Annotated in this window: 19 protein-coding genes; 8 read left to right on the top strand and 11 right to left on the bottom strand. The window is 41.1% G+C overall.

Annotated features, from left to right (window positions below):
- Positions 1-69: 69 nt before the first annotated feature.
- The gene (locus MTO98_RS31425) at positions 70-1,005 is read right to left on the bottom strand and encodes a hydrogen peroxide-inducible genes activator (RefSeq protein ID WP_243483309.1); all 936 of its coding nucleotides are present in this window, start codon (positions 1,003-1,005) and stop codon (positions 70-72) included.
- Positions 1,006-1,098: 93 nt separating this feature from the next.
- Between MTO98_RS31425 and MTO98_RS31420 the strand changes: the two genes are divergently transcribed.
- On the top strand, positions 1,099-2,598 hold the full coding sequence (locus MTO98_RS31420; RefSeq protein WP_243483307.1) for a catalase: 1,500 nt from the start codon (positions 1,099-1,101) through the stop codon (positions 2,596-2,598).
- Between the two features lie 60 nt (positions 2,599-2,658).
- Here the strand turns inward: MTO98_RS31420 and MTO98_RS31415 are convergent, their stop codons facing one another.
- Together MTO98_RS31415 and MTO98_RS31410 are read right to left on the bottom strand one after the other, a co-directional pair.
- A complete protein-coding gene (locus MTO98_RS31415) occupies positions 2,659-3,384 on the bottom strand; it encodes a LytTR family DNA-binding domain-containing protein (protein ID WP_243483306.1) in 726 nt (241 codons plus the stop codon).
- Positions 3,381-4,433: a sensor histidine kinase gene (locus MTO98_RS31410; RefSeq protein ID WP_243483304.1), complete on the bottom strand. Its 1,053-nt coding sequence runs from the start codon at positions 4,431-4,433 to the stop codon at positions 3,381-3,383. Before MTO98_RS31410 ends, MTO98_RS31415 begins: the two co-directional genes overlap by 4 nt.
- 206 nt (positions 4,434-4,639) lie before the next feature.
- On the opposite strand from MTO98_RS31410, the gene MTO98_RS31405 reads away from it, so the two are divergent.
- Together MTO98_RS31405 and MTO98_RS31400 are read left to right on the top strand one after the other, a co-directional pair.
- Positions 4,640-5,530: a hypothetical protein gene (locus MTO98_RS31405; protein WP_243483302.1), complete on the top strand. Its 891-nt coding sequence runs from the start codon at positions 4,640-4,642 to the stop codon at positions 5,528-5,530.
- Between the two features lie 121 nt (positions 5,531-5,651).
- Positions 5,652-7,157 carry an NAD(P)H-hydrate dehydratase gene (locus MTO98_RS31400; protein ID WP_243483300.1) on the top strand — a complete coding sequence of 502 codons (1,506 nt, stop codon included), beginning with the start codon at positions 5,652-5,654 and terminating at the stop codon, positions 7,155-7,157.
- A gap of 347 nt (positions 7,158-7,504) precedes the next feature.
- Here MTO98_RS31400 and MTO98_RS31395 read toward each other — a convergent pair whose 3' ends face one another.
- The 6 genes from MTO98_RS31395 to MTO98_RS31370 form a co-directional block, all read right to left on the bottom strand.
- Positions 7,505-8,332 carry an anti-sigma factor domain-containing protein gene (locus MTO98_RS31395; protein ID WP_243483298.1) on the bottom strand — a complete coding sequence of 276 codons (828 nt, stop codon included), beginning with the start codon at positions 8,330-8,332 and terminating at the stop codon, positions 7,505-7,507.
- Positions 8,333-8,334: 2 nt separating this feature from the next.
- Positions 8,335-8,886, bottom strand: coding sequence for an RNA polymerase sigma factor (locus MTO98_RS31390; protein ID WP_243483295.1), 552 nt, complete (start codon positions 8,884-8,886; stop codon positions 8,335-8,337).
- A 24-nt stretch (positions 8,887-8,910) separates the two neighbouring features.
- Positions 8,911-9,792: a lipoyl synthase gene (gene lipA / locus MTO98_RS31385; protein WP_243483293.1), complete on the bottom strand. Its 882-nt coding sequence runs from the start codon at positions 9,790-9,792 to the stop codon at positions 8,911-8,913.
- Positions 9,793-9,941: 149 nt separating this feature from the next.
- On the bottom strand, positions 9,942-10,271 hold the full coding sequence (gene ytxJ, locus MTO98_RS31380) for a bacillithiol system redox-active protein YtxJ (RefSeq protein ID WP_243483291.1): 330 nt from the start codon (positions 10,269-10,271) through the stop codon (positions 9,942-9,944).
- Between the two features lie 229 nt (positions 10,272-10,500).
- Positions 10,501-10,995, bottom strand: coding sequence for a 6,7-dimethyl-8-ribityllumazine synthase (gene ribH, locus MTO98_RS31375; protein WP_243483289.1), 495 nt, complete (start codon positions 10,993-10,995; stop codon positions 10,501-10,503).
- Positions 10,996-11,192: 197 nt separating this feature from the next.
- Positions 11,193-11,870: a tol-pal system YbgF family protein gene (locus MTO98_RS31370; RefSeq protein WP_243483288.1), complete on the bottom strand. Its 678-nt coding sequence runs from the start codon at positions 11,868-11,870 to the stop codon at positions 11,193-11,195.
- 260 nt (positions 11,871-12,130) lie between these two features.
- Here MTO98_RS31370 and MTO98_RS31365 point away from each other — a divergent pair, with 260 nt between their 5' ends.
- Together MTO98_RS31365 and MTO98_RS31360 are read left to right on the top strand one after the other, a co-directional pair.
- A complete protein-coding gene (locus MTO98_RS31365; protein ID WP_243483286.1) occupies positions 12,131-13,231 on the top strand; it encodes a DNA replication/repair protein RecF in 1,101 nt (366 codons plus the stop codon).
- On the top strand, positions 13,224-13,514 hold the full coding sequence (locus MTO98_RS31360; protein WP_243483284.1) for a DUF721 domain-containing protein: 291 nt from the start codon (positions 13,224-13,226) through the stop codon (positions 13,512-13,514). Before MTO98_RS31365 ends, MTO98_RS31360 begins: the two co-directional genes overlap by 8 nt.
- Here the strand turns inward: MTO98_RS31360 and MTO98_RS31355 are convergent.
- Both MTO98_RS31355 and MTO98_RS31350 read right to left on the bottom strand, forming a co-directional pair.
- Positions 13,501-13,698, bottom strand: coding sequence for a hypothetical protein (locus MTO98_RS31355; RefSeq protein ID WP_143065300.1), 198 nt, complete (start codon positions 13,696-13,698; stop codon positions 13,501-13,503). The two genes, MTO98_RS31360 and MTO98_RS31355, sit on opposite strands and share 14 nt — an antisense overlap.
- Positions 13,699-13,843: 145 nt before the next feature.
- On the bottom strand, positions 13,844-14,263 hold the full coding sequence (locus MTO98_RS31350) for a nucleoside-diphosphate kinase (RefSeq protein WP_091220172.1): 420 nt from the start codon (positions 14,261-14,263) through the stop codon (positions 13,844-13,846).
- A gap of 210 nt (positions 14,264-14,473) precedes the next feature.
- On the opposite strand from MTO98_RS31350, the gene MTO98_RS31345 reads away from it, so the two are divergent.
- The 3 genes from MTO98_RS31345 to MTO98_RS31335 all read left to right on the top strand — a co-directional run bounded on the left by MTO98_RS31345 (position 14,474) and on the right by MTO98_RS31335 (position 17,535).
- Entirely contained in the window at positions 14,474-15,484 is a 1,011-nt protein-coding gene (locus MTO98_RS31345; protein ID WP_243483283.1) for a bifunctional oligoribonuclease/PAP phosphatase NrnA, read from the top strand.
- A gap of 7 nt (positions 15,485-15,491) precedes the next feature.
- Positions 15,492-16,469 (top strand): FKBP-type peptidyl-prolyl cis-trans isomerase, encoded by a 978-nt coding sequence (locus MTO98_RS31340; protein ID WP_243483281.1) that lies wholly within the window; start codon positions 15,492-15,494, stop codon positions 16,467-16,469.
- Positions 16,470-16,530: 61 nt separating this feature from the next.
- Positions 16,531-17,535, top strand: coding sequence for an FKBP-type peptidyl-prolyl cis-trans isomerase (locus tag MTO98_RS31335; protein WP_243483278.1), 1,005 nt, complete (start codon positions 16,531-16,533; stop codon positions 17,533-17,535).
- Positions 17,536-17,623: the final 88 nt, after the last annotated feature.

The following is a 17,623-nucleotide window of genomic DNA, read 5'->3' as shown; positions in this document are numbered from 1 at the left end:
TGTTGTCGGTACAATATTAAAGACAACATACAAAGAGTTAATCACAAGGCTGCCAGGGAGGGCAAATGCCTAAATATCCATTACTTCTTTTTTCTTTTTACTCTTCATGCGTTTTGGCACAAACTCCAGGATCTCGGCTTTCAGTGCCTCAATCATGCGGCGTTTTAAAAAGTTACGCTGTATTACGATGCTTACTTCGCGGGCAGGCTCCGGCGATTTAAAATAGCGCACTTTATCCAGTTGCTTTTCGCTCAATTCAGACAGGGCCAGTTCGGGTAGGATGGTAGCACCGTTGTTTTGATCTACCATACGTTTTAGCGTCTCAACGCTGCCTGTATTGTATTCAAAGTGCTGAAAGCCGCGGGTTGATTTTCGCCTTTGGCAAATGTTTAAAACCTGCTCACGCATGCAATGGCCCTCATTCAGGATCCAGATCTCTTCCATATCTATATCATCCGGAACGATGTTTTTCTTTTTTGAAAGTTTGCTGTTTTTTGATACGTAGGCTACAAAGTTTTCGTAAAATACAGGTATTTCGGTAAGGTTACTTTCATGCAGCGGGGTAGATAGTATTCCGCAATCAAGCATTCCCAGCTTTAACTGTTGGATAATCTCTTCTGTGGTTTGCTCCCATACAATCAGTTTTACCTGCGGATATTTTTCAATAAAGCCATGAATGATTTTGGGTAGTATATATGGAGATACGGTAGGGATGATGCCCACCCGCAACTCGCCCGAAAGTTCCTTTTGCCTGTCGGAAATGATCTCTTTGATCTTTTCGCTTTCGGATAACATGATACGGGCCTGGCTAATTATTTCGATGCCTATTTCGGTAGGTACTACAGGTTGTTTGCTGCGGTCAAAGATCTTAACGCCAAGGGTATCCTCCAGCTTTTGCACCTGCATACTCAGGGTTGGCTGTGTAACAAAACATTTTTCGGCGGCAAAAACAAAGCTGCGATAGGTATCAACAGCCACAATATACTCCAATTGTGTAATAGTCATGTAATATAGATAAATGCTATGCGAAGATAATAAATATTGATTTTTTCTATTGAAATATTTTCGTGAGGTTTGAATTATCAAACGCAACTAATTATGGAAACAAATAAAAAGAAACTAACCACTGCATCGGGCAGGCCCTACGTTGAAGATGAAAACTCGATGACTGCTGGCCCACGCGGGCCAATCCTGCTTCAGGATTATATCCTGCATGAAAAGATGGCCCATTTTAACCGTGAAAGGATACCGGAACGCGTGGTTCATGCAAAAGGCTCCGGTGCTTATGGTACGTTTACAGTTACGCACGATATTTCAAAATATACCCGCGCTAAAATTTTTAATACCGTAGGCAAGCAAACCAAATTATTCCTGCGCTTTTCAACAGTAGGCGGCGAAAAAGGCTCGGCTGATACAGAGCGCGACCCACGCGGTTTTGCCATTAAGTTTTACACTGAAGATGGTAACTGGGACCTGGTAGGTAACAATACTCCGGTGTTTTTTATAAAAGATCCTAAAAAATTTGGTGACTTTATTCATACCCAAAAGCGCGATCCATATACCAACTGCAAAAGTGCAACCATGATGTGGGACTTTTGGTCGCTTAATCCGGAAAGTTTGCACCAGGTAACCATTTTAATGAGCGACCGTGGCACACCTTATGGCTATCGCCATATGGATGGTTTTGGCAGCCACACATTCTCGTTCATTAACGCCAAAAACGAAAGGTTTTGGGTTAAATTTCACTTTAAAACCCAGCAGGGTATTAAAAACTTTACGGATGCCGAAGCTGGCGAAATGCGCAGTAAAAATCCGGATTTTGCGCAGCATGACTTGCTTACTGCTATTGATAACGGCGATTTTCCAAAATGGGAGCTTAAGATCCAGGTGATGCCCGAGGCCGATGCCAAAACATACCATATCAATCCGTTTGATTTAACTAAAGTTTGGCCGCATGCCGATTATCCGTTGATTGACGTAGGTGTGCTGGAATTAAATGAAAACCCCGATAATTATTTTGCACATGTGGAGCAGGCTGCATTTGCACCGGCGCACGTTATTGATGGTGTAGGCTATTCGCCAGATAAAATGCTGCAAGGCCGTATCCTTTCCTACCCGGATGCTCACCGTTACCGCTTAGGGGGCAACTACGAACAGATTCCGGTAAATAAGTGCCCCTACCTGGTAAGCAATTATCAGCGCGATGGCCAGATGGCTGTTAATGGTAACGGCGGATCAAATCCTAACTATTTCCCTAATAGTTTTGACGATATCGAAATAGATCAAAGCTATAAGGAGCCAGCCTGGGATTTTGGCAGCCCGGTAGGTGATTGGTATGACCGTAATGCAGAGGGCGAAAATGACCACTATACTCAGCCCGGAAATCTGTACCGGCTGATGGATGCGCAGCAAAAAAAGGATCTTGTTGCAAATATCGTAAACTCAATGAGCGGTATTGAAGGTCCCAAAAAAGAAACGATTGTTAATCGCCAGCTTTGCCATTGGTTTAGGGCGGATATCAACTTAGGTATGGCGGTTGCAAAAGGCCTCGAGCTTGACCTGGCCGAAACCATGAAGCAAATGCCTCAATCTGTTTAACCCCTGTAACTTTAAATGAAAGAATGGCTGTCTCCGAAAAGACAGCCTCTTTTTTTTATATCAATTTTCGGAGCCAAGTTGCTTTAACACCGATCTTGCATATGTGCTGCCAATAGGAACCAATCGACTGCTTATTTCGATTTCACTTGCCGAATAAGATTGGATGTGATTGAGCGAAATAATATATGACCGGTGCACACGCATGAAATGGCCGAGTGGTAGCTTCTCTTCAAAATAATTGAGGGTTTGGTAGGTGATTATTCTTTTATCAGCTGTGTGTACCTGCACATAATCTTTTAGCCCTTCAATAAACAGAATATCTTTTAATAGTACTCTTACCATTTTTTTATCGGCTTTTATATAAATAAACGCCTCTTTTATATCATCGGTTAGGTCGTCTTTTTGTGGTTCGTTAAGGCCGGGAGGATTGGTCAGGCTTTCGTATTTCTCAATGGCTTTTAAAAAGCGGTCAAACGGAATAGGTTTTAATAAATAATCAATAACATTAAGTTCAAAGCTTTCAAGCGCAAATTCGCGAAATGCAGTAGTTAAAATTACAGGGGGAGGGTTTTTTACCGAACGCAAAAGTTCAAGACCGCTTAACTGCGGCATTTTTATATCAAGAAAAAGCAGATCGGCTTTGCTGTTTTTTAATGCAGTAAAAGTTTCCGCTCCGTTTGAGCATGACGCTACCAACCTAAGCTGTGGTAATTGAGCAATGTAGCGCTCAATAATACTGCGGGCAAGTTCTTCATCATCGGCAACTATGCAGTTTATTATTTTCATAAGCCTAATTTAAGTTCTGCTTCAAATGATTCATCGTTTTTTGTGAGGTTTAAGCTGTATCTGCCGGGATACAGCAGTTCGAGCCTTTTTTTTACATTGGTTAAGCCTATTCCCGGTTTTGAGGGTACTGCTTTCCCTGTGTAACTATTTTCTACTTTGAAAAACAAATGGCCATTTAAATAATTGAGGTTAATGGTTATCCAGCCAGACCCTTCTTCAATACCATGCTTAAACGCATTTTCGACAAATGGCAAAAGCAGGAGCGGGGCGATCTTTACATCGGCACCCACGCCGGAGCATTGAAATGAAATATCAACCCTATCGGCAAAGCGGGTTTGCTCAATGCTGATGTAGTCTTTTAAATAATTGATCTCGTTATTAAGGGATACCTCATCACCTGCCGTTGAATAGAGCATATAGTGCATCAATTGTGATAAGCGAAGTACCAGCCCGGGCGCCATATCTGATTTGTTAAGCGTAAGCGCGTAGAGGCTGTTAAATGTATTAAACAAAAAATGCGGGTTGATCTGGGCCTTTAATAAATTAAGCTCGGCCGTAAATTTTTCTTTTTCTATTTGGCGCAAATGTTTTTCACGCAGTATGTTATCCTTCATTAATTGGAGCACCATGGTGATGGTAAGTATAGTTCCCATTTCAAACGACAGGCGCGCTATTCGTATAGGAATCCAAAATGTTTTTATTTCCTGTTTATATCTGGCCGGGTCATGTACCTGCTCCCACGGCAACACAAAAAGATGAGTGAGCAGCCTTGTCAATAAGCCTCCGGCAGATATCATCAATAAAAAAAATATCCCGTATAAAACATACCTGCGTTTGCTATATAACCATGGCATTACCACCAGCAAATTTATGTAGGTAATAATTATAGTTATCGGAACGGTAACGCCAATGATTTGCGGAGGCAGCTGAAAGCCAAGCTCATCTACATTGTTCCATTTATAGGTTACCGCCTGGTACAGGATATACGCAAGCCAAAATAAGCAATGCCTTATAATGTCCCTGTAATGAATGTTTTTAAATACCGGCATGGTTGAAAATGCTGATTTTTTATTTGTAAGGCTAATTTTTTTGCCAACGCCGGATCAAAGCCCTTCAACAGACAATTAGTTGCCGTAAAATTAGTTCAACGCATTGTAAGCCGTGTTGACGGTGCATAATTCGCAATAGGTCTAAAAATATAAAAAGCGCTGTTGTTTGTGCGTTTATTTGTTCAAAATCAACAATTTAAATACAAATGAAAGTTAAATTAATCATAATTGCCTGCATACTGTTTATAGTTGCGGTGCAAGTTAAAGCACAATCCTACAGGGATTTCGCACATGTAAAAGAACTAAGCAAAAGCGCGCCGTATGATAATACCGAACGTCAAACCTTTCCTGATTTTACTTACCAATCGCTGTCAAATCCTCAGCTAAGCGCCCTTAGGCAAACGTTTAACCTGGATTCTGTTGCCGGAAAGGGGTCTCAAACAGATAGGGCTATCCGTTTACTAAACTGGTTTCATAACCAGGTGCCGCACCAGGATACCCTGAATATCGATTCGCTGAATGCAATGAGCGTGATCTCCTTTTATCGTTCGCATAAAGTTGGGCAGGGGTGTTACGTGTTATCGATAGGGATGAATGATGTATTCTTAGCTATGGGATTTAAATCGCGCAGCGTAATTTGTTTTTCGGATGCTTATCCTGTAGCACATGGCGGGCACGTGGTTAACGCTCTATATATCGATTCGCTTGATAAGTGGATCTATATCGATCCGCAGGAAAACGCTTATATGAAAGATGAGAAAGGCGTGTTTTTAAGTATAGAAGAAGTAAGGCAGCGTATAATTGACGGCAGGCCGATCATCTTAAACAGCACAGCCAATTACCATAACGTGCCAACCAAAAAACAGGATTATGTGTATACCTTTTTGGCCGAGCATCTGTACCGGATGATATGCCCGGTTGTTAGCGAGTATAACTCGCAAACTATAACTCCGGGTAAAGTTTTTACTTATGTTGAACTATTGCCAGCCGGAAGCAAAGACCCCAGGGCCGATAGGTTTGAAACATCAACAGGCAAAAAGTATAATGTTATAACTTACCATACCAATAACAGCAGCTTGTTTTGGAAAAAGCCATGATAGGATGCCCCTTGTTTTTTATAAAGCCATCTTAACAGGGTGGCTTTTATATTTTACAGTGAAGCCATCTCATATTAATTTTAACTTCAAACAAATAGCATAAATCCTTACTTTAGGATATATGCTTCCTTTATTAATAGCCGAACAAATTCGTGAAGGCGATGCCTATACCATCGCCAATGAACCGATATCATCTGTCGATTTGATGGAACGTGCCTCAAGGGCTTTTGTTGGTTGGTTTGTTAATCACTTCCCCGATAGAAATCAAGGCATAACATTTTATTGCGGAACCGGCAATAATGGCGGCGATGGGTTAGCCATTGCCCGTTTGCTTTGTGAGCATCATTATAATAAACTGAAGGTCGTTGTTGCACAATTTTCAAACAAAGCGTCGGATGATTTTAATACTAACCTTCAACGGATCAGGAAAACCTGCGTTAGCGTAGCCCAACTTGCTAAAGGCGAAGAAATTGCTGCTGATGACAGCCCGGTGATCATCGACGCCTTACTTGGCAGCGGCTTAAATAAGCCGCTCACTGGCGATTATGAAAGGCTTGTTAAGTACATCAATGATCTTAAGCGCACGGTTGTTGCTGTTGATGTGCCTACGGGCTTTTTTTCTGAAGGAGAAGTACCTGAAAGTACTATTGCAATAAAGGCCGATCTGGTAATAACCTTTCAGCAACCTAAAATTAATTTTTTGCTGCCCGAATCGGCCGCTTATATCAATTGCTGGGAAGCCGTAAGTATAGGTATCAGCGAAAAGTTTGTACAGGGCCTGAATTCGCCTTATCAATTTGTTGAAGAAAAAGATATCAGGCAAATGCTAAAGCCAAGGCACCGTTTTAGCAACAAAGGCACATACGGACATGCGTTGATTGTTGCCGGGCAAGCTAAAACCATGGGGGCTGCATTACTAAGCTCATCTGCCGCCGCACACGCGGGGGCTGGCCTTACTACTGCTTGTATACCCGAAAGTGGTTTAACAGCGCTTAACAGTTATTTGCCCGAAGTTATGGCCATTGTGAGGGGCGGTGATGAGCTGCCCGATATAGAATGGGATAAATTTAGCTCGATTGCCGTTGGGCCTGGCTTGGGCAAAGGCAACGATGCATTGGCATTGTTAAAAGCAATCATCAAAAACTATAAAAAACCGCTGGTTATTGATGCCGATGCTTTGAACCTGCTTGCAGAGAATAACGATTTGTTAAAGCAGCTTCCGGAGCGAAGTATTTTGACACCGCATATGAAAGAGTTCGACAGGCTTTTTGGCGCGCACGGCAGTTGGTGGCAACGGCTGCAAACTGCAATAGCAAAGGCAAAAGAGCTGAACTTATGTATCCTGCTAAAAAATGACTATACAATTGTTGCTACGCCCGATAGAACAGCTTATTTTAATTCGTCAGGAAATGCTGCTATGGCAAGCGGGGGGATGGGTGATGTACTTACCGGAATTATAGCTGCTTTGCTTGGACAAAAGTATTTACCGGATCAGGCCTGCATTATAGCGGCCTATATTCATGGGAAGGCCGGTGATGAACTGGCTCTGCCAAACCGGATGCATGTGGTTTTGCCCGGTAAGCTGATTATGCAATTGCCGGTTACCATGGCAAAGTTAAGGGCATAAAAAAAACGGCTGCAAGTATCATACAGCCGTTTTAATTAACTATTAACTGATCTTATAAAGAACTAAATACTCAAATCTGGGGTTAGGATTTTTAAGTTTTCTTTCTCGTTTTATTTCCTAACTATTCATAAGACGCCTGAACGTACTTATTAGTTACAAAAAAACTAATAATTGGTTTTTGTTTTCGTTAAAGATATGTTAAATTATTTATTTAGTGTACATTAGGTTTACACGAAATATAAGTACCAAACGTGTAAAAAGCAAAAAGCTTACATCGTTTTCGGAATAAATCTGAAAAAAATGTAAGCTTTTTTATTTTTCGGGCACTTTTTGGTGCTTTTTTAGCTTTAGTATTTGCCAAGCACCACCATTTCTGATAGTGTTGGGCTTACGCTGCCGCCTCTTGGTTCCAATGTTACCGCAAAGGCATCGGCTGCAGCTATTGCTTTCATGTTCTTAAATCCGCTTGAATCTGTTGTTGCATCAAACACGCCCAAATCAACCGGCTTACCGCCTACTAATGCCCAAAGCTGGTACTGATGAGTTTGATCATTTGCCGGCAATTTAAGGCTTGCCATGTCAATAATCACTTTTTGTTTGGATGGGCTAAATGCTACGGTCATTATTGACTCAGGCGATTTAGTTGTTCCTTTCAGGTGGATCAGTTTATATGAAGTATCTCTTAGCAGGTTCAGTTCATTATCTTTTGCGCTAACGGTAGTGCTAAAATGCTGGTTTTGTACCTGCATTGCATTTAACTGTGTGTTTGTATCGTTAAGGCGGTTATAAAGGTTGTACAAAGCCACTGCACTTGCTATCAATAAAGCAAGGCATGCTGCAAAAGCATATTTATAAAAATTGGTTTCTTTTTGGCTATTGGGCTGCATAACAACAACGTTATCCCGTTGTACGTGCGTTTGTGACGGAAAGTTGTTATCGTCGCCGAAATTGGTGAGCAAGCTGCCTAATATCCGGCTGCGTAAATTTTCAGATGGTTCAATTGCATTTTCTTCAGCATATAATTCCATTGAGCGTTCTATTTCATCCAGCTCGGCTTTAATAGCCGGATGCTTTGAAGCCATGTCTTCAACCTGTAACCTTTCGGCCGGGGTAAGATCCCCCAGAACGTAAAGTTCCAGTATCCCGCTTTCTATATATGCTTTTAAATCTTCCACTGTTAATTAAAATGTTTTCTGAGTTCCTGGATAGCCATTCGTAACCGGGTTTTAATGGTACCCAGCGGAATGCCCAATTCTTCGGCGGCTTCCACATGGGTATAACCTTTAAAATACACCAGCTCTATGATTAGCTTTTGTTCGGGTTTTAGCGTTTGCACTAAATCCTTAACACCCATTAACTCAGGTTTGTAAACTGTGTTCCTTTGCTCGTCAATGAAAGTTACGTTATTTTCAATCTCCTGGTTTTTGTTTTGGTTCTTAAAATCTTTTGATCTGATTTTATCTATCGCAAGGTTACGTGCGATGTTAACCATCCAGGTAAATAAACGGCCTTTTTCATTACTGTAGCTTGAAAAGGAATGCCAGATTTTTACAAAGGTTTCCTGTAAAACATCTTCGGCTATAGCGGTGTCATTTATAATGCGTGATATCACCCCGAATAACGAGGCCGAATACATATCATATAACGCTTCGACGGCAATTTTTTCCCGGTGCTGCAATGACAACACCAGTTCTTCTTCCGACAGCGATATTTTTCGTTTTTTACTCAACTCAGTGAAGATATAAAGGAATTATCACATTTCAAACAGATGTTTTTCTGCGTGATAGGATGAGCGAACCAACGGACCGCTTTCCACATATCTAAAACCCTTATCAAGTCCAAATTGTTTGTAACGGGCAAACTGATCTGGATGGATCCAGTCAATAACCGGGTGATGGTTGCGTGTAGGCTGTAAATATTGTCCAAGCGTAAGGATATGTACGCCTGCAGCAAGGAGGTCGTCCATAGCCTCAAGCACATCATCTTCGGTTTCGCCTAAACCAAGCATAATACCTGATTTTGTACGTAAACCTGCTTCTGAAATGTGTTTTAAAGCTTCGAGGCTGCGGTCATATTTTGCCTGGATGCGTACCTCTTTAGTAAGGCGCCTTACGGTTTCCAGGTTGTGAGATACTACTTCGGGCCTGGTTTCCAAAACGCGGGCAAGGTTATCCCAATTGCCTTTAAAGTCGGGCAGCAGGGTTTCCAAAGTAGTTTCAGGGCTTTCACGACGGATGGCGTTAATGGTTTCGGCCCAGATTATAGAACCACCATCTTTTAAATCATCCCGGTCGACAGAAGTAATAACGCAGTGTTTTACCTGCATTAATTGTACAGATGTTGCCACCCGGTTTGGTTCATCAACATCGACGGCTAAGGGCCTGCCGGTGGCAACAGCGCAAAACGAGCACGAACGGGTACAAATATTACCAAGGATCATGAAAGTAGCAGTACCGGCTCCCCAGCACTCGCCCATATTTGGGCAATTACCACTTTCGCATATAGTGTGCAGCTTATGGGTATCAACCAAGCTGCGTACATGAGCATATTCTTTTCCTGTAGGAAGCTTGACCCTAAGCCAATCGGGCTTGCGTACAGGCTGGCTAACAGCAGGAACTACCGGCAATTCAATCATAGTGCAAATGTAGTTAAATATTTAGTTGATGGGGAATGGTTCATGGTTCATAGTGGCAGCAAATGACTGCAAAATGATCATTTGCTGTAACGTACTAACACTAATACTTTATGAACCTATGAACCATGAACTATGATCCATGAACAAAATTAATTCAATACTTCTAAAGTTTCATCAACGGAGATGCCGCTGTGAGATTGATCGAGAATGCATTCGCCATCTTTAATGAGTAATAATTGAGGCGACTCGTGGTGTACCTGGAACAGTTGTGCTACCTGATTTGAAAGATCACGGTGTTTGATCAGGTCTAAAAAGTAAAGGGGCATATTTTCGGGAAGATTATCCCAGTCAAGCTCAAAACGCCTTTTTGCCATCATGCTGATAGAGCAGCGTGTGCTATGTTTAAATATAAGGCTATAACCTTCCTGCTGCTTAATTTCCATAAGCTGATCGGCCGTCTCCAACGAAATCCAGTTCATATTATTAATAGTTAAAATGCTATAACGTAATTATAACACAAAAACTGTGTAATGTGTTTAAACAGGTGTAAAAATGACAATTAACTGTTAACGACCTGTTTTAGGATATGAACCGTAAGCCGGGCATAACTTATTTGAGCAGGATGATACTGTTGCAACTGCAACTGCTATAAGAGCTATGTAAACTAATTTTTTCATGTTGAGCTAAAATTAATTGCTTTAACGTGTTTTAACGGTTTAAAGTTTCGGCAAGTGCGGCCATTTTGATAGCAGTAATGGCAGCTTCATCGCCCTTGTTGCCATGTTTGCCGCCAGCCCTGTCAATAGCCTGTTGCTGATTATCAGTAGTTAATACGCCAAATATAACAGGTTTTGAATATTTGATGGCAACATTGCTTACTCCATTTGCTACCGCATTGCAAATAAAATCAAAATGCCTTGTCTCTCCTTGTATCACGCAACCCAGGCAAATTACAGCATCGAAGCCGCCTTTTTTTAATAAAAGTTCGGCCCCTGATGTAAGCTCAAAACTGCCGGGTACCTGGTACGAAAAAATGTTTTCGGCCAGTGCGCCATTGCTTACAAGGCTTTGGTATGCACCCTGGTAAAGCGCATTGGTAATTTCGGCATTCCACTCGGCCACTACAATGCCAAAGCGGTATGGTGCTGCCGATGGTATTTCGGTATTTGAAAAATCAGAAAGGTTTTTAAGATGGGTAGCCATATTTATTTCGGATTTGGGAATTTCGATTTCGGATATTTTTTATTTTCGAATTTCGGCGGTTCGATTTAGCATTTAGTTTATGGCGCATATGTAAATAAAAGGCCATAAATAAAAAATGTTCGATCTCTGAATTATGTAAGTTGTAATATCACTACTTCATAAATCCGAAATCGAACATCCGAAATCCGATATTAAAATTATTGTTTTGCTTCGGCGCGGGCTATATATTCGTCGATATTTTGAGCCTCTGCGCTTTCAGGGTATTCGGTTTTTATTCTTTTATAAGCTTCAGCAGCTTCTTTGTTGTTTTTTTGAGCTTCGTAGGTTAAGCCTAACTTTTTAAGGTAAAGCGGTGATAAAAATTTATTCTTTGCTTTATCAACAGCTTTGCTGAAATAGGTTTCAGCTTTTTCGTAATCTTTTAGTTCTACGTAAGCATCGCCTGTGCTGCCAAAAGCTTCGGCTGCTATCATGTTATCGTCGCCGCGGTAGTTAGTTAGGTTGTCAATAGCTTTGCGGTAGTCGCCTTTATTTAAATAAGCGGTACCTAAGTAAAAATATGCAAGGTTAGCAGCTTTAGTATTGCTGTAATCGCTGATGATCTTTTCAAAACCCGGGAAACCGGCATCACCTTTAATGGCTTTATCCCAGTTTTTTTGCTGCCAAAAATCCTGCGCTTTATACATTTGGTTAGCAGCAGTTACTTCACGTGGACCTAAGTATAATTTAATGTAAATGAAATAGATTGCAATAAGGGCAATAATAGCCCCTACAATAAACAGTAAGCTTTTCTGGTTCTCGCGTACAAATTTGCCACTCTGACCAAAATTGTTTTCTGGTGTTGCAACTTTGGTGTTCGCCTGGGTTTTTGACATTGTTGTTCTAAAATTAAGTTTGCAAAAATACGGTTTTCAAATTTACTGGCAATACCTTTTGTATTAAATCTTTAAAGAAGGGTTATTGGTTGATTGAGTTGATTGGGTGAGTAGTGAAAATCTGCTAAAAAGCCGTGTTTTAATCAAGCTAAGCCATTTGCTTAATCAACCAAAATAGGCCGCTTTTCTCAAAACATACCAACCATTCACCTAATAAACTCAATCAACCACTCACCAAAAAACACTAACTTTGCCATCCCATGCACCTGCAACAGCTGTCAGTTATCAACTTTAAAAATTATGATGAGGCCGAACTGGTTTTCAGTGAAGGGGTTAATGCATTTACCGGGAACAATGGTGCCGGTAAAACAAATTTGCTTGATGCAATTCATTACCTGTCGTTATGTAAAAGCTATTTTAACCCGATAGATAGCCAGCAGATTAAGCAGGATGCCGATTTTTTTATTATTACCGGTGTTTTTAACAAGAATGACCAGCCCGAGGCTGTTGCATGCTCGGTAAAGCGCAATCAAAAAAAGCAGTTTAAACGCAATAAAAAGGATTACCAGCGCCTGGCCGATCATATTGGGCTGCTGCCGCTGGTTATGATATCTCCATACGATACCAGTATTATAACCGAAGGAAGCGAAGAGCGCCGTAAGTTTATCGACAATGTGATATCACAAACAGATAATCATTATTTAGACGAGCTGATCACCTACAATAAGATCCTTGCCAATCGTAACGCACTTTTAAAGCAGGTAAATGAAACGGGAAGGTATGATGCCGGCCTGTTTGAAGTAATTGATGAACAGCTGATAGATTCGGGCATGCGTATCTTTGAAAGGCGACGTGCTTTTATGGATACTTTTGTGCCGGTATTTAACAAACATTATGATTTTTTGAGCGACAATGCAGAGCGTGTTGAGCTGGTGTACGAATCGCAATTGATTGCTGATAGTTTTGATAGCTTATTGGAAAAAAGCTTTAACAGGGACAAAGCCCTTGAACGCACCACTGTTGGGATCCATAAAGACGACTTGCAATTCAATATTCATGGCATGGCTATGAAAAAGTTTGGGTCGCAGGGGCAGCAAAAATCATTTTTAATAGCACTTAAACTTGCCCAGTATACTTTTTTATATCAGCAAAAAGGGTTTAAGCCATTGCTTTTGCTTGATGATATTTTTGATAAGCTTGACGACGGAAGGGTAACCAAGCTGATGCAGATGGTATCCAACAACGATTTTGGCCAGGTTTTTATAACCGATACCGGGGTGGAGCGGGTTGAAAACGTTTTTAATAAAATAGGAGTACCGGTTAAACTATTTAAAGTAAAGGGAGGAACGATTGATGCGTAAAACTAACGACAAAACACTTAAGGAAGCTATTGAGCAGATGCTTAATGTATATAAGATCAAACGGCGTTTTGACGAAACCGGTGTTGTTACTGCATGGCCGGACCTGGTAGGCAAATCGGTTGCCAATCGTACCAAGGAGTTGTTTGTGCGCGATAAAAAATTATTTCTGCGAATAGAATCGTCGGTAATTAAAAATGAACTGATGCTGATGCGCAGCCAGATAATTGAAAAGATAAATAACGAAGCTAAAAGTGTTATTGTTGAAGAGATTATCTTCCTCTAAGCATACGTAAACCGTGCTGCTTCAATTTAAGATCGTCGGTAAGCTTTGAATAGGCAAGAATGAACAGTCCCGGAATAGTGAAGGCGAGTTGTGCCTCAGGATGCGTTCTGTAAAGCATAATGGAGCCAATAACCAATAATACCAATATTAGTACGTAAAATATGTATTTGAATAGTGGTTTCATCGTATTGGGGGTTATCGGTTTTTAATATGCAATATTGTTCAGGTGCGGGTGTAAAGTTAAAAAAAATGTAACCATACTTGCAAGAAAAACGTAAACATTTTGGGTGCAACCCGCTGATTGCCTGATTGCGCCCAAAATAAGGTCACTAAAACCTTTCAAAAGCCGAGAAAAAGAAGTTTCCTTCAATGTCGGCATTCTCATCGGAGTCTGAACCGTGAACGGCATTTTCGCCAATTGACCTTGCGTAAAGGTTACGGATGGTACCTTCAGCAGCATCAGCAGGGTTAGTAGCACCAATCAGTGTACGGAACTCGGTAATGGCGTTGTCTTTTTCAAGGATAGCGGCTACGATAGGGCCTGATGACATAAATTCAACAAGACCGGCATAAAAAGGACGCTCTTTATGCACTTCATAAAACTGGCCGGCTTTTTCGGCTGATAGTTTTGTGTATTTAAGGGCTACAATTTTAAAACCGTTTTTAGTTATAATGTCTAAAATAGCACCGATATGGCCGTCAGCAACAGCATCAGGCTTTATCATTGTAAATGTTCTGTTAGTTTTCATTGAAATAATTGTTTCTTTTTTGGGTTATTAATAAACTAATTGCCTTTGTTGGGTTAGTTTTAAACCACAAGCCTGCCATAGCTTATGATGATATTTAAAATTTGCGGCAAAAATAGGCTTTTGTAACTGTATCATAAAGCTTTTTGAATTAAATTAGATGGTTTGTATTTCATTAATTTATTTAGCTTTGCAACTCTTTTTTAAGAATTGATGTTAGATTTAGCTTCGCTTACTGACCTTTTAACGGCACCTCAAAAAATAGTGATCACTACCCATCATAAACCTGATGGTGATGCTATGGGTTCGTCATTAGGCTTATATAATTATTTAATACAGCAGGGCCATCACGCCAGGGTGATTGCTCCTACAGATTATCCTGACTTTTTGAGCTGGCTGCCCGGTAACGAGGATGTTATTATCTATACCGAGCACCGTGAAGAAGCTGCTGCGCTGATAGCCGACGCAAAACTTATATTCTGTCTTGATTTTAATGCTTTAAGCCGTATCAATGATATGGGTGAGCTGGTTGGCGAAAGCAACGCCTATAAAGTCATGATAGATCACCACCTGGAGCCTGCCGATTTTGACGATTACAGGCACTGGGATATCAATGCTTGTGCTACCGCGCAATTGGTGTATGATTTTATTGTAAATGAACTCCATCATAAAGAGCTTGTAAATAAGGATGTGGCTACCTGCCTGTATACAGGCATTATGACTGATTCTGCTTCGTTCAGGCTTCCTAATACTACCTCTGCCGTTCACCGAATTGTTGCCGACCTCATTGATGCAGGCGCTGTAAACTGGCGCATCCATGAACTGGTATATAACAGCGCGTCTGAAAACAGGCTCCGCTTTTTAGGCCATTGCCTGGCTAATTGCCTGGAAGTGCTGCCTGAGTTTAATACAGCCATTATTGCGGTTAGTAAAGAAGATCTGGCGCGGTTTGACGTTGAAACCGGCGATACCGAAGGTGTAGTGAATTATGCATTATCAATGGCAAGCATCCGTTTGGCCGCTTTTATAGTTGAACGCAGCGATAGGGTAAAGCTTTCATTGCGCTCAAAAGGAGAATTTCCGGCTAATGAGATTTGCAAAAAGTATTTTAATGGCGGCGGTCACCGCAATGCGGCCGGCGGTCATTCTGAAAACAGCCTTGAACAGGTTATACAACAATTTAAACAAATTTTACCCGAATATAAAAAGCTATTAATACAGTAAAAAAGTAATGATGAAAAGAAAACTGATGTTTCTGTCACTTGCGGCTATAGGATTTGCAAGTTGCAACGGTGGGTTTAAGCAGGGCGAAGGCGGCTTGCTTTATAATATCCACACTTCAAAAGGCAATCCTAAAGTTAAAGAAGGTGACTTTCTGACACTGAATATGATCCTCAAAACCGATAAAGATTCGGTGATCAATAATTCATATGATAATGGCCAGCCTATACCAACACTGATGCCTAAGCCTCAGATGAAAGGTGATATTGTTTCTGGTTTATCATTGCTGGGTGAAGGCGATAGCGCTACATTTAAAATAGCTGCCGACTCAGTATTTAAAGGTGGTCAGCAACGCCCGCCGGGTTTTAAAGGTAAATACCTGGTTTATACAATTAAAATTGAAAAGGTTATTCAAAAAGGCGCTCTTAACGAGCAAGCTTTCCGCGATCGTGTTACCCAGTACATGAAAGGTCAAACTGACGCGCTTAAAGGTAAAGAACCTGCTAAAATTCAAGGTTACTTAGATGCACATAAAGATCTGAAATTTGTGAAAACAGCTTCAGGCTTAAATTATGCAGTTACTACACCAGGCAGCGGTGCCAATGTAGCTGTAGGTGATACAGCGGTAATTAACTATACTTTGAGGCTTGTTTCAGGCAAAGTTTTAGAAACAAGCACTAAAGAAATTGCTGTAAAAGAAAAAATGCAGATCAACCCGATGAACCCTTATCAGCCAATCCGTATCCCGGTGGGTGAAGGTAAAGTGATCAAAGGTTGGGACGAAGCTTTCCAATTGTTTAACAAAGGTACTAAAGCAGTATTGGTTGTTCCGTCTGCATTAGGTTATGGAGACCAGGGCAGCCCGCAAATGCAGCCTTATACACCGCTTGTGTTTGAAGTTGAGTTGGTAAATATCGTCCATCCAAATCCAAATGCACCAAAACCGGCTATGCCGCAAATGCCAATGCCAACTCCGGCCACGAAATAATAATACTATTTTACAAAGCCTTTCCTGCTTAAAACAGGAAAGGCTTTTTTATTTATAGCTTATGAAAAAGTACATTCTTTATTTTATCGCACCCTTATTAACCATCTCAGCTTTAACTGTTAATGCACAAACAGGCGGCGTAAAAAAGCGCCCGGTTGCGGCTAAAGGAGGGGCAGTAAGAAAAACGGCTGTTGTGAAAAAGAGTATCACTCCTGCCGAAGTAGCTGGTATGCTTAAAACAAGCAAAGGTTCGTTTTACAAAATCTATACGGCTAACCCGGGTGCAAAGCCAAAGGTTAGCGATGTGATCACCTTTAACTTTATTCAAAAAACAGGTAAAGATTCTGTATTATTCAGCAGTTATAAAGCCGGTCATCCTGCACAGGCGCAAATTCAGCCGTCGCGTGGGTTGGGCGATATGATGGACGTTTTTCCGTTGCTTGCTGTTAAAGACAGCGCTTTGGTAAAAATTCCTGCAGACTCGATATTTAAAGGACATGAAGAAGCCCGTCCGCCATTTTTTCCGAAAGGCAGTTTCCTGACCTTTATTTTGAAAATGGAAAAGATCCAATCTATAAATGAAGCCATGGCCGAAAGAAATGCTGCTATGGAAAAGCAAAAACAGGCCGAAATTGCAGCCGCAAATCAATATGTAGCTGCGCAAGGGCTTAAAACTACAAGTACAGCTACCGGGCTTCAGTATGTTATTACCAGTCCTACAGAAAAAATTAAGCCGGTAAATGGCGATACTGTACTGGTAAACTACACCGGAAAATTACTTAACGGGAAAGTGTTTGACAGCAGCATTGAGGCCAATGCCAAAGCCGCAGGTTTAGATCAGCCTGGTCGCCCGTACGAGCCTATCAGTGTTGTTCTTGGCGAAGGACGCGTGATACCCGGATGGGAAGAAGCTTTGCTTTTAATGAACGAAGGTTCAAAGGCAACGTTCATCATTCCATCGGGGCTTGCTTATGGCGAAAGAGATTCTGGCGCTATCCCTCCAAACAGTACCCTGGCATTTGATATAGAGCTGGTAAAAGTAAAACCGGCCAAAAAAGCCAAGTAAACATATTGAAAACATGTAACAATCAACCTCCTGCTTTAATAACAGGAGGTTTTTTGTTTATCAGGTGCAATTTTTAGTTAAACGGATT

This window comes from Mucilaginibacter sp. SMC90, from assembly GCF_022811725.1.
Classification (GTDB): Bacteria; Bacteroidota; Bacteroidia; order Sphingobacteriales; family Sphingobacteriaceae; genus Mucilaginibacter.
The sequence above is the reverse complement of the archived record's forward strand: the minus strand, read 5'-3'. Positions and strand labels throughout refer to the sequence as shown.